Origin of the sequence: Phenylobacterium sp. (genome assembly GCF_036402295.1) — a bacterium.
In the GTDB taxonomy this organism is placed as follows: Bacteria; Pseudomonadota; Alphaproteobacteria; order Caulobacterales; family Caulobacteraceae; genus Phenylobacterium.
Map to the genome: position 1 here is coordinate 1 of NZ_DASWTE010000347.1, position 10562 is coordinate 10562.

General features: G+C 70.6%; 10 protein-coding genes. 5 read left to right on the forward strand and 5 right to left on the reverse strand.

What is annotated here, in order from left to right; all coding sequences use genetic code 11:
- The first annotated feature begins 9 nt into the window (after positions 1-9).
- Entirely contained in the window at positions 10-2439 is a 2430-nt protein-coding gene (gene hrpB / locus VGD44_RS20600; RefSeq protein ID WP_331090265.1) for an ATP-dependent helicase HrpB, read from the forward strand.
- 143 nt (positions 2440-2582) lie between these two features.
- Here hrpB and VGD44_RS20605 read toward each other — a convergent pair whose 3' ends face one another.
- The 4 genes from VGD44_RS20605 to VGD44_RS20620 form a co-directional block, all read right to left on the reverse strand.
- A complete protein-coding gene (locus tag VGD44_RS20605) occupies positions 2583-3044 on the reverse strand; it encodes a carboxymuconolactone decarboxylase family protein (RefSeq protein ID WP_331090256.1) in 462 nt (153 codons plus the stop codon).
- 62 nt (positions 3045-3106) lie between these two features.
- Positions 3107-3877, reverse strand: coding sequence for a hypothetical protein (locus VGD44_RS20610; protein ID WP_331090257.1), 771 nt, complete (start codon positions 3875-3877; stop codon positions 3107-3109).
- Positions 3878-3952: 75 nt separating this feature from the next.
- Complete coding sequence (locus VGD44_RS20615; RefSeq protein ID WP_331090258.1) at positions 3953-4744, reverse strand: RNA methyltransferase; 792 nt, start codon at positions 4742-4744, stop codon at positions 3953-3955.
- Positions 4741-5637, reverse strand: coding sequence for a class I SAM-dependent methyltransferase (locus VGD44_RS20620; RefSeq protein ID WP_331090259.1), 897 nt, complete (start codon positions 5635-5637; stop codon positions 4741-4743). Before VGD44_RS20620 ends, VGD44_RS20615 begins: the two co-directional genes overlap by 4 nt.
- 111 nt (positions 5638-5748) lie before the next feature.
- Here VGD44_RS20620 and VGD44_RS20625 point away from each other — a divergent pair, with 111 nt between their 5' ends.
- Both VGD44_RS20625 and VGD44_RS20630 read left to right on the forward strand, forming a co-directional pair.
- Positions 5749-6384: a TetR/AcrR family transcriptional regulator gene (locus tag VGD44_RS20625; protein ID WP_331090260.1), complete on the forward strand. Its 636-nt coding sequence runs from the start codon at positions 5749-5751 to the stop codon at positions 6382-6384.
- A gap of 41 nt (positions 6385-6425) precedes the next feature.
- Entirely contained in the window at positions 6426-6824 is a 399-nt protein-coding gene (locus tag VGD44_RS20630) for a hypothetical protein (RefSeq protein ID WP_331090261.1), read from the forward strand.
- Positions 6825-6842: 18 nt separating this feature from the next.
- Here the strand turns inward: VGD44_RS20630 and VGD44_RS20635 are convergent, their stop codons facing one another.
- Positions 6843-8945: a lytic transglycosylase domain-containing protein gene (locus VGD44_RS20635; protein WP_331090262.1), complete on the reverse strand. Its 2103-nt coding sequence runs from the start codon at positions 8943-8945 to the stop codon at positions 6843-6845.
- Positions 8946-9096: 151 nt separating this feature from the next.
- On the opposite strand from VGD44_RS20635, the gene dapA reads away from it, so the two are divergent.
- The gene (dapA, locus tag VGD44_RS20640) at positions 9097-9981 is read left to right on the forward strand and encodes a 4-hydroxy-tetrahydrodipicolinate synthase (protein WP_331090263.1); all 885 of its coding nucleotides are present in this window, start codon (positions 9097-9099) and stop codon (positions 9979-9981) included.
- A gap of 152 nt (positions 9982-10133) precedes the next feature.
- Positions 10134-10562: SsrA-binding protein SmpB (smpB, locus tag VGD44_RS20645; RefSeq protein ID WP_331090264.1), on the forward strand; the 429-nt coding region annotated here is incomplete at its 3' end.

The window sequence follows — 10562 nt, forward strand, 5'->3', positions numbered from 1 at the left end:
GCCGGGCGAATGCTTCCCATCCATGAGGCCTTGCCCGAACTGAAGGCGGCGCTGTCCGCGTCGAACGCCGCCGTGCTCGTGGCGCCGCCCGGCGCGGGCAAGACCACGGTGGTCCCGTTGGAGCTTCTGGCCGAGCCGTGGCGGGGCGATGGCAAGATCATCGTGCTGGAGCCGCGGCGGCTCGCCGCCCGCGCCGCCGCCGAGCGGATGGCCAAGACGCTGGGGCAGCGGGTCGGCGAGACCGTGGGCTACCGGGTCCGGATGCAGAGCCGGATCTCGGCCGCCACCCGCATCGAGGTGGTCACCGAGGGCGTGTTCACGCGCATGGTCCTGGCGGATCCCGAGCTGGCCGGCGTCGCCTGCGTGATCTTCGACGAGTTCCACGAGCGTAGCCTGGACGCCGACCTGGGCCTGGCCCTGGCCCGCGACGCTCAACGCCTGTTGCGCGATGACCTGCGCCTGCTGGTGATGTCCGCCACCCTGGACGGCGCCGCGGTCGCCCGGCTGCTGGACGATGCGCCGGTGGTCGAGAGCCTGGGCCGGATGTTCCCGGTGGAGACCCGCTACCTGGGCCGCGACGATCGCCTGCGCCTCGAGGACCAGGCCGTCCGCGCCGTCGAGCGCGCGCTGGCCGAGGAGACCGGCAGCCTGCTGGTCTTCCTGCCGGGCCAGGGCGAGATCCTGCGCACCGCCGAGCGCCTCGCCGAACGCGCCCGGCCCAATGTCGAGATCGCGCCGCTCTACGGCGCCCTCGATCCTCGCGATCAGGACCGCGCCATCGAGCCGGCGCCGCCGGGCCGCCGCAAGGTGGTGCTGGCCACCTCGATCGCCGAGACCAGCCTGACCATCCAGGGCGTGCGCGTGGTGATCGATTCCGGCGTCGCCCGCGTGCCGCGCTACGACCCGGCGAGCGGCCTCACGCGGCTAGCCACCGTCCGAGTCTCCAGAGCCGCCGCCGACCAGCGCCGCGGCCGCGCAGGGCGCACCGAGCCCGGCGCCTGCTACCGCCTGTGGGACGAGGCCGAGACCCGCGCGCTGCCGGCCTATGCCGACCCCGAAATCCTCGACGCCGATCTCTCCGGCCTGGCCCTCGATCTCGCCCGCTGGGGGGCGAAGGACGCCGCCGACCTGGCCTTCCTCGACCCGCCGCCTGCCGCCGCTTTCGCCGAGGCGCGCGGACTCCTTGAACGCCTCGAGGCGCTCGACCACGCGGGCGTGCTCACCGCTCACGGCCGGGCGCTCGCCGACATGCCGCTCGCGCCCCGGCTCGCTCACATGGTGCTGAAGGCCGCCGACACCGGCCAGGCCGCTCGCGCCGCCCGCATCGCCGCCCTGATCACCGAACGCACCCTGGGCGGCCGCGACGCCGACCTCCGCCACCGCCTGGACGCCCTGGACCGCGATCGCAGCCCCCGGGCCCGCGACGCGAAGGCGCTGGCCGAGCGCTGGGCGGGGCTGACCGGCAAGCCCGGCAAGGGCGAGGCGCTCTCGGACGGCCTGCTGCTCGCCTTCGCGTATCCGGAGCGCGTCGCCAAGGCGCGGGGCGGGCAGGGGGAGTTCCAGCTCGTCACCGGCCGCGGCGCCTTCGTCGAGCCGACCGACGCCCTGGCCCGCGAGCCCTGGCTTGCCGTAGCCGAACTGGGCGGCGGCGACCGCCGCGACCGCATCCTGCTGGCCGCGCCCCTGGAGCCGGCCGAGCTCGCGGCCTTCGAAGACCAGTTCGAGGTGGAGGAGAGGCTCGAAGAGAGCGGTGGCGGCCGCCTGCGCGCCAAACGGATCACCCGCCTGGGCAAGCTCACGGTCCGCGAGGCGGTTGACGAGAGCCCCGACCCCGCCCTGATCGCCCGCGCCCTGGCCGACCGCGTTCGGCGCGAGGGGCTGCAAGTGCTCCCATGGGGCGAAGCGGCCCGGAGCCTGCGCGAGCGAGCGGCCTTCCTGCACGCCCGCGACGCCGCCTGGCCCGACCTGTCGGACGCGGCTCTGCTGGCCCAGCTCGACGACTGGCTCACGCCGGTTCTGGAGGGCTTGCGCGGCTTGAACGCGCTGAAGCCCGACGTCCTCGACGGCGCGCTCCGCACCCTGGTCCCGTGGGACCAACAGCGGCGGTTGGATCACGAAGCCCCGGCCCGCTGGACCGCGCCCACCGGCAACAGCTTCGCCATCGACTATGCCGCCGAGGGCGGGCCCCGCGTCGACGTCCGGGTACAGGAAGTCTATGGCCTCGCCGCCCACCCGACTGTCGGCGGCGTCCCGCTCACGCTGTCGCTGCTGTCGCCCGCCCACCGCCCGATCCAGACGACCAAGGACCTGCCGGGCTTCTGGAAGGGCTCCTGGAAGGACGTCCGCACCGACATGCGCGGCCGCTACCCCAAGCACGTCTGGCCCGAGGATCCGGCGGCCGCCGCACCGACGACGCGGGCGAAGCCCAGGGGGACGTGATTTCCCTCCCTTAATGGGGAGGGACAGGCCGCGTAGCGGCCAGGGTGGGGAAGGGTGGGCCGGAGTGCCGAGGTCGGGGAGGATCGACTCGTCCCCACCCGTCTCGCTTCGCTCGCCACCCTCCTCATCAAGGGAGGGAAGGGCTAAGCCGCCTTCGCCGCCCAGGTCCTCGGGTGCTGACTGCGCAGGCCGACGGCCAGGCGGTTCCAGCTGTTGATCAGGCCGATCAGCAGCGTGAGGTTCACGATCTCCACCTCGCTGAAGTGCGGCTTCAGGCCATCGTAGTCGGTATCCGGCGCGCCGGTTTGCGCAAGCAGGGTCAGCGCCTCGGTCCAGGCCAGCGCCGCCCGTTCGCGCGGCGTGTAGAGGCTGGACTCCCGCCAGGCGTTCAGGAGGTACAGCCGTTCCTCGCTCTCGCCGGCGGCGCGGGCGTCCTTGGAGTGCATGTGCAGGCAGAAGGCGCAGCCGTTGATCTGCGAGGCGCGCATCTTCACCAGCTCGTAGAGGCTGTACTCGAGGCCCGAGTTCTTCAGGAACTCCTCGAGCTCGATCATCTTCTGGATGCCGCCGGGCGCGACGGCGTAGGGGTTGAGACGGGTGGTCATGGGGGGAGGTCTCCTGTTCTCTTGCGCCTAGGACGCGGGAGCCGGTCCGCTTGTGACATCCCTTAGCCCGGCGGCGTGCCGCCCAGCGCCAGGAAGCCGTCCGCGAAGGCGCGCCAGGCGGCCGTTTCGCTGATCGGCACGACGACCCAGGCCACGAACATCAGCGCCGGCAGGCCGATCTGGTACACCGGATGCACGCGGCCCTGGATCCGCCAGTCGTGCAGCATCAGCGGCAGGACGAGGAGGTAGCTCAGCCAGCAGGCCGGCACATTGATCCAGACCGGCGGCTGGGCCGGTGGAACGACCGGCCACACCCAGACCAGCAGCGGCCGCGCGATCGGCGCGTTCAGGAGTGAGATCGTCGCCAGCATCATGAAGCGCCGGTGCCATTCGGGCCGGCGGAGGTTGGCCACGCCGAGTGTGAACAGCACCGCGAAGGTGGCCATCAGCGAGATGGGGACGATCAGGAAGGCCTTCGCCGCTTCGGCGTAGCCGGTGGCGATGCCCACCTTCAGTCCGTTCAGGCCGGCGAGCAGGCCGAAGAGCACCAGCACTGTGGCGAAAGAGATGCCCGCCAGCCCCGTGGCGCGGTGGCGCGCCACCTGGCCCGAGGCCACGAGGCTCGACTGCACCAGCGCGAACACCGTCCAGCCGAAGAAGATCGCGCCGTGCAGGTGCACCACCGGGTTGGCCTTGAAGACCCCCGCCGCCAGCGGCTGCCAATAGGTGGGCACGAAGCCCAGCACCGCGGTCGCGATGCAGGCGACGTGCATCCAGACGTAGAAGGATCCGCGCCCCGCCCGTGGAACCGTCGCGCTTGCGATCGTCGCCATCGTCGACACCCCGCCTGTCGCTTGCCCTACGCTAGGCCAAGGGGCGGCTTCGTCAAACGTGTTCGCGGAGCGACGTCAGGCGGTGGCGGCGTAGATCATGATCCCGGTCGCCACCGACAGGTTCAGGCTGTCGGCCCGGCCGCGCATGGGGATCTTCACGTTCACGTCGCACAGCGCCGCCATGTCCGGCGTCAGACCCTGTTGCTCGTTGCCCATCAGCACGATCGCCGGCTTGGCGTAGGTCGCGTCGCTGTGGGTGACGCCGGCCGAGAGCAGGGTGCCCACGACCGAGCCTTTCCAGCCCGTCCGCCAGGCGGCGAACTCGGTCTCCGACGCCTTCGCCAGCGGCACGGCGAAGATCGAGCCCATGGTCGCGCGCACGGCCTCGACCGAGTAGGGGTCGCAGCACTCGCCCACCAGGATCACCGCGCCGCAGCCCGCGGAGTCCGCCGTGCGTACGATGGTCCCGAGGTTGCCCGGGTCGCGGACCCGGTGCAGCGCCACGACACACTCGGCCGTCCCGGGCTTCACGTCGCCCAGGCCCACGAACGCCTGTGGGAACACGCCCACCACCGCCTGCGGGTTCTCCCGCCGCGACACCTTGGCCAGGATGTCGTGGGTGACTTCCAGCACTTCGCCGCGGGCGGAAAGCGTTGCCTGCACGGCCTTCTTCATCATGGGGTGCTGCGCGGCGTCCGGCCCGTGCATCAGGATTTTCGGCGCGTGGCCGGTGTCGATCCCCTCGATCACGTTCTTCAGCCCCTCGGCGACGAACAGTCCCGTTTCGTCGCGTTCCTTGCGCATGTGCAGCGCGCGGACGGCCTTCACCGTAGGGTTCGAGAGCGAGGTGACGGTGCGGGCGCTCATGCGCGCCACCGGGCGTAGAAGCTCATGCCGATGGCCCGGTCGCCGCGGTCCTCCAACAGCGCGAGCTCGCCCCACTCGATGCTGCCGCTGCGGTTCGCCAACTTCTCGGCCAGCAGTCCCGCCAGCGCGGCGCCCGAAATGCGCTCGGCATAGGCGTTCAGCACCAGGAACTTCGCATTTTCCGAAAGAAGTTGGGCGCACAGCGTCGCAAGTTCAGGCAGGTCCTCGAACAGACGCCACACTTGGCCGTCCGGCCCGCGGCCGTACTTGGGCGGGTCCAGGATGATGCCCTCGTACTTCGATCCCCGCCTGGCCTCGCGGGCGACGTACTTCTTGGCGTCCTCGACGATCCAGCGGACCGGCCTGTCGGAAAGCCCCGACAACTCGGCGTTCTCCCGCGCCCAGGCCACCGCCTTCTTCGAGGCGTCGACATGCGTCACCGCCGCGCCCGCCGCGGCCATCACCAGGCTTGCGACGCCCGTGTAGCCGAACAGGTTCAGCACCCGCGGCTGCCCGCCCGCGCTTCGCACCGCCTCGTCCAGGAAGGCCCAGTTCGCCGCCTGCTCGGGGAAGAACGCCAGGTGGCGGAAGGCTGTGAACCGCCCGTGGAAGCGCGCCTTGCCCCAGGCCAGCGGCCAGGTCTCCTTCGGCTTTCCCCTGAAGCGCCAGCGGCCGGCGTCCTCCTCGTCGGTCGGGTCGAAGACGGCGTCCGCGTCGTCCCAAGCGCTCTGCGGCAGCCTGGGCGTCCACAGGCACTGCGGCTCGGGCCGCACCACCTTGTAGGGCCCGTAACGCTCCAGCTTCCGCCCGCCGCCGGAGTCCAGCAGGGCATAGTCTTCCCAGCCGGTCGTGCGCATGACCTGCGATTCCGGCGCAATGGCGGGCGGGCTCATGGGCGCCCCTTACGCGGTGACAGGCCGCACCGTCCAGCCTGCTGACAAGGACTTGTCACAGTTACGGAATTGGGGTCCGGTACCGGCTGCTGACGGATGTTGGGAGACTCCATGGGCGTCATCGCCTCCGCGACGCGGAAAACCGCGCGCAAGGCCAAGGGGGACGGTCACCTGCGAAGGGCCGAGATCCTCGAGGCTGCTGAACGTATCTTCGTGGCTGAAGGCTATGAGGGCGCCACGATCCGCAGGATCGCCGACGAGGTGGGGGTCTCCTCCACCGCGCTCTATATGCACTTCGCCGACAAGGCCTGCATCCTTCACGAGATCGTCGAGGGCGTGCTGAGCCAGTTGCTTGCCCGGAACAGCGAGATCGCCGCCCGCCCGCTGGACCCGGTGGTGCGCACCCGGATGATGCTCGACGCCTACATGCGCTGGGGCCTGGAGCATCCCAACGCCTACCACCTCGTCTATTGCGCCCCCTCGCAGGACTCGGCCGATCCCCGGCCCGAGCGCACCTCCGACCTGTCCGAGAAGTCGTACGATGCGTTCTGCGGCGTCGTCCGCGAGATCGCCGCCAGCGGCCGCCTGCGCACGGGCGCCGGCGATTCGGCGGCACAGGCGCTATGGATGTCGTGCCATGGCGTCGTCGCGCTCATGATCGCGCGTCCGAACTTCGAGTGGGCCGACCGCGAGGAGCTGATGCGGGTGACGCTCGACGGCCTTCTGAACGGCCTCGTCATCGACTGAGGCCCGGCCTAGTCTCCCCACGGGCTGAAGGGGAGGGCGCGATGGCCTTTGCCAAGTGGGTGTTCTGGATCGGCGGCGTCTGGGGCGTGCTGGTCGTGGGACCGTTGTTCTTCCTCGAAGACGCGCTGGCCGGCGCCACCGGCAAGCCGTTCAGCCATCCCGACACGTTCTACGGCTTCGTCGCGTCCACCTTCGCGTGGCAGCTGGCCTATCTGCTGATCGCCCGTCACCCCGACCGCTACCGGCCCTTCATGCTGCTGGGAGCGCTGGGCAAGCTGATCTACGCCGGCGCCGCCTGGACCCTGTTCGGCCAGGGCCGCATCGCCATCACCGTGCCCATGCTGGCCAGCCCCGACCTCGTGCTGGCGGTGCTGTTCGTGGTGGCATGGTTCAAGACCCGGCCGGCCAAGGCTCAGGCTGACGCTATTCCGGCCCAATGATCCCGGGTGAGCGGCGGATCAGTTCGAGGTGGTCGCCACCGACTGGACCGAGAGCGAGTAGCCGCCGTAGCCGCCGCGCTTGAGGTCCTGCGACAGCGTGATCTTGGCCGAGCCGCCGTTCATCTTCGCCCGGTAGACCGTCATGTTCTCCAGCACGCGCATCACGTAGTTCCGGGTCTCCGAGAACGGGATGCATTCGATGAAGTCGAGCGGGTCGGTCGAACCGGCGCGCGGGTCGCCGCACATGCTCACCCACTGCGCGGGACGGCCGGGGCCGGCGTTGTAGCCGGCCGCCGCCATCACGTACGAACCGGAGAACCGGTTCACCATCTGGCCCAGGTAGCTGGAGCCCAGCCGCATGTTGTAGTCGGGCTCGTAGAGCATCGAGGCCGAGTAGCCCACGCCCATCCGCCGCGCGACGATGGCGGCGGTCGAGGGCAGGAGCTGCATCATGCCGCGCGCGTCCGCGCCGGAGCGGACCCCGGGGTCGAAGCCGCTCTCCTGGCGGGTGACCCCCAGCACCAGCGCCGGCTCGGGCGCGCCCATGACGGACGGCGGCGTGCGGTAGGGATAGGCGCGGTCGGCCAGGATGAAGCCCCGCTGGGCCGCGCCACGCGCCGCCTTCATCGAGGTGTCCTGGTCGCCATAGCTGCGGATGGCGTCGATCAGCAGCGCCTGCTCCACCCGGTCGGGCAGCACGTCATCCAGGTGCAGGGCGAAGACCTTGAACAGGTCGCGCTGGTTCTGGTCCGCCAGCATGCGCATGGCCTGCACCGCGTCGCGGTCCTCGAACCGCCGGCGTTCGGCTTCGGTCGCGTTGGGGTCCTTGGGCAGCACCAGGGCCAGACCCAGCTTCTCGGCGGCGAGCTGGCCGTAGAAGGTCGTGCCGTGCTCGGCGGCGCGCTGGTAGAAGCCCTCGGCTGCAGCCGCGTCGCGGCGGGCCTCGGCGGCGCGGCCCTCCCAGTAGAGCGCGCGGCCGCGGGTGATCGGCGACGAACCGATCCGCGTGATGTTCGCGAAGTGGCGGCCGGCGGCTGCCGGGTCGTTCAGCCGGTTCAGCGCGATCCAGCCGGCATAGAACTCGGCCTCGGTGGCGTCCGAGCCTTGGTCGAGCCCGGTGTTGGCTGCGGCCTGGTAGGCGCTGCGCCAGTCGCCGCCACGGATGGCCCACAGGGTCAGGCGATAGCGCTCGTCCCAGGTGCGTTCGGCCTGCTCGGGCGTGACGACTTCCTTGGGCGCATAGGCCAGCTGGGCGATGGCTTCGCTCTCGCGGCCCTTGCGGCGCAGATAGGCCGCCCGCTCGAACGCCACGCCCGGGGTCGTCTGGTCGGTCGGCGTCAGCGCCTGGTAGGCGGCGTCCGAATCGCCCCGCAGCGAGATGCGCGCCAGCGCGGCGGCCTGCCGGTCGGCCGGCAAAAGGGTGATCATGTCGCGCGCCGCGGGGCCCTGCGCGCCATAGAGCAGGACGTCGGTGCGGCGCACGTGGTCGTCCACGGTCAGCACGTCGGAGAACCGGCTCAGGATGCTGCGCTGGACGTCGGCCTCGAAGCTCCTGGTCGTCCACCAGGTGCGGATCAGGCTCTGTGCCTCGGTCTGGCGGCCCAGGCCGCGGTAGGCCTGGGCCAGCGCCATGGCGCCGTGGGCGCTCTGCGGTCCGTCGGCGGCGAACCAGGCCACGATCTCGGAGGGCGACTTGCCGGAGCTCTCCAGCATGCGCTCGGCGGCGGTCTGGCGCCGCGCGCCGCGCGGGAAGCCCGCCAGGTCGCGGCGCGCCGAATCGAGGTCCCAGAAGCCCAGGCGCTCGGCGTTCACGTCCACCATCGCCCAGGTGACCAGCTTGCGCGCGATCGGATCGGAAAGGCTCGAGATGGCGTTCTTCGCGCCCGAGACGTCGCCGCGCTTGGCCGCCGCCAGCCCTTGCGCGAACAGCGCCTGGTCCGAGCCGCTGAGCGGCCGCGCCACCGTCTGGCGGGCCGGCATATAGGGCTGCGGCGCGCTCGGAAGCTGCGGGCTGCTGCTCAAGAGGTCGCCGATCGGGTCGGCCGGCTGGGCGCGCGCGACCGTCGTCGCCACCATGATGGCGCAGCCGGCGAGCAGGGCGTTACGGACCTTGTAGTTCAACCTTCTCCCCCCCGACGACCATGGGGATCCCTGAACGATGCACGGAATCGACATTGCGGGCGGAGCCCACGCTCACATATTGTCCCGGCAAATCTGAACGTCGCCTCACTAGGCGACATCTTCACGGCTTTTTGCTTCCGAAACCCAACACATGTCCGAACCCCTTTTCCGCGGCGTCCTTCCCGCGCTGGTGACCCCGTTCCGCAACGGCGCGGTCGACGAGGACGCCTTCGTGTCCCTTGTCGAGCGCCAGATCGCGGGCGGCGTCCACGGCCTGGTGCCCGTCGGCACCACGGGCGAGACCGCCACCCTTTCGCACGAAGAACACCGCCGGGTCGTGGAGCTCTGTGTCGCTACGGCGAAAGGCCGCGTCCCGGTGATCGCCGGCGCCGGCTCCAATTCTACGGCCGAGGCGATCGAATTGACGCAGCACGCCAAGACGGTGGGCGCCGACGCCGCCCTCGTGGTGACGCCCTACTACAACCGCCCCAGCCAGGAGGGCCTCTACGCGCACTACAAGGCCATCAACGACGCCGTGCAGCTGCCGGTGCTGGTCTACAACGTGCCGGCCCGCACCAGCGTGGACATCTCCAACGCCACCCTGGCGCGCCTCGCCAAGCTGCCGAACATCGTCGGCATCAAGGACGCCACAGGCGACCTGCCGCGCGCCAGCCTCCAGCGCCTGGAGTGCGGCGAGGACTGGGTCATGCTGTCGGGCAACGACGACGGCGGCCTGGGTTACGTGGCCCACGGCGGCCACGGCTGCATCTCGGTGACCTGCAACGTCGCGCCCGAGCTCTGCTCCCAGTTCTACAACGACGCGCTGTCCGGCCAGTGGCAGGGCGCACTCTACGGCCAGGACCGGCTGATTCGCCTGCACAAGGCGCTGTTCGCCGACGCCTCGCCCGCGCCGACCAAGTTCGCGCTCGCCCACCTCGGCCTCTGCGCCGAGGACTGCCGCCTGCCGATCGTCCCGTGCTCGGAGGCGGCGCGGGAAGAAGTGCTGGTCGGAATGCGGGAAGCGGGCCTGATCTGATGGCATGGCTCTATTCCGATCATCCCGGCGAACGCCGGGACCAAGATCGAGTGGCTAAGGAGTCTGGCCGGATGAACTCCAAGGCCATCGAACCCACATCTGAGTCTTGCCATCTGGGTCCCGGCGTTTGCCGGGATGAGCGGATTTAGGGAATGGCTGGCAAGGTGATCGCCGAGAACCGGCGGGCGCGGTTCGACTACTTCCTCGAGCAGACGTTCGAGGCCGGCATCGCCCTGACCGGGTCCGAGGTGAAGTCCCTGCGCAACGGCAAGGCCAACATCGCCGAGAGCTATGCGGCGGTGGAGGGCAAGCAGATCGTGCTCGTCAACGCCGACATCCCGCCCTACGCCCAGGCCGGGCCGCACTTCAACCACGAGCCCCGCCGGCACCGGAAGCTGCTCTTGAAGCGCAAGGAGATCGACAAGCTGATCGGCGCCGTCCAGCGCGAAGGCCGCACGATCATCCCGACCAAGCTCTATTGGAACGACAAGGGCCTGGCGAAGATCGAACTCTCGCTCGCCAAGGGGAAGAACACCCACGACAAGCGCGAGACCACCGCGGCGCGCGACTGGCAGCGCGAC

Bases quoted from the DNA above. Each gene is read 5' to 3' on its own strand.
- VGD44_RS20625 (WP_331090260.1), top strand. From the start codon at position 5,749: ATGGGCGTCATCGCCTCCGCGACGCGGAAAACCGCGCGCAAGGCCAAG.
- VGD44_RS20620 (WP_331090259.1), bottom strand. From the start codon at position 5,637: ATGAGCCCGCCCGCCATTGCGCCGGAATCGCAGGTCATGCGCACGACC.
- hrpB (WP_331090265.1), top strand. From the start codon at position 10: ATGCTTCCCATCCATGAGGCCTTGCCCGAACTGAAGGCGGCGCTGTCC.
- VGD44_RS20605 (WP_331090256.1), bottom strand. From the start codon at position 3,044: ATGACCACCCGTCTCAACCCCTACGCCGTCGCGCCCGGCGGCATCCAG.
- dapA (WP_331090263.1), top strand. From the start codon at position 9,097: ATGTCCGAACCCCTTTTCCGCGGCGTCCTTCCCGCGCTGGTGACCCCG.
- VGD44_RS20615 (WP_331090258.1), bottom strand. From the start codon at position 4,744: ATGAGCGCCCGCACCGTCACCTCGCTCTCGAACCCTACGGTGAAGGCC.
- VGD44_RS20630 (WP_331090261.1), top strand. From the start codon at position 6,426: ATGGCCTTTGCCAAGTGGGTGTTCTGGATCGGCGGCGTCTGGGGCGTG.
- VGD44_RS20610 (WP_331090257.1), bottom strand. From the start codon at position 3,877: ATGGCGACGATCGCAAGCGCGACGGTTCCACGGGCGGGGCGCGGATCC.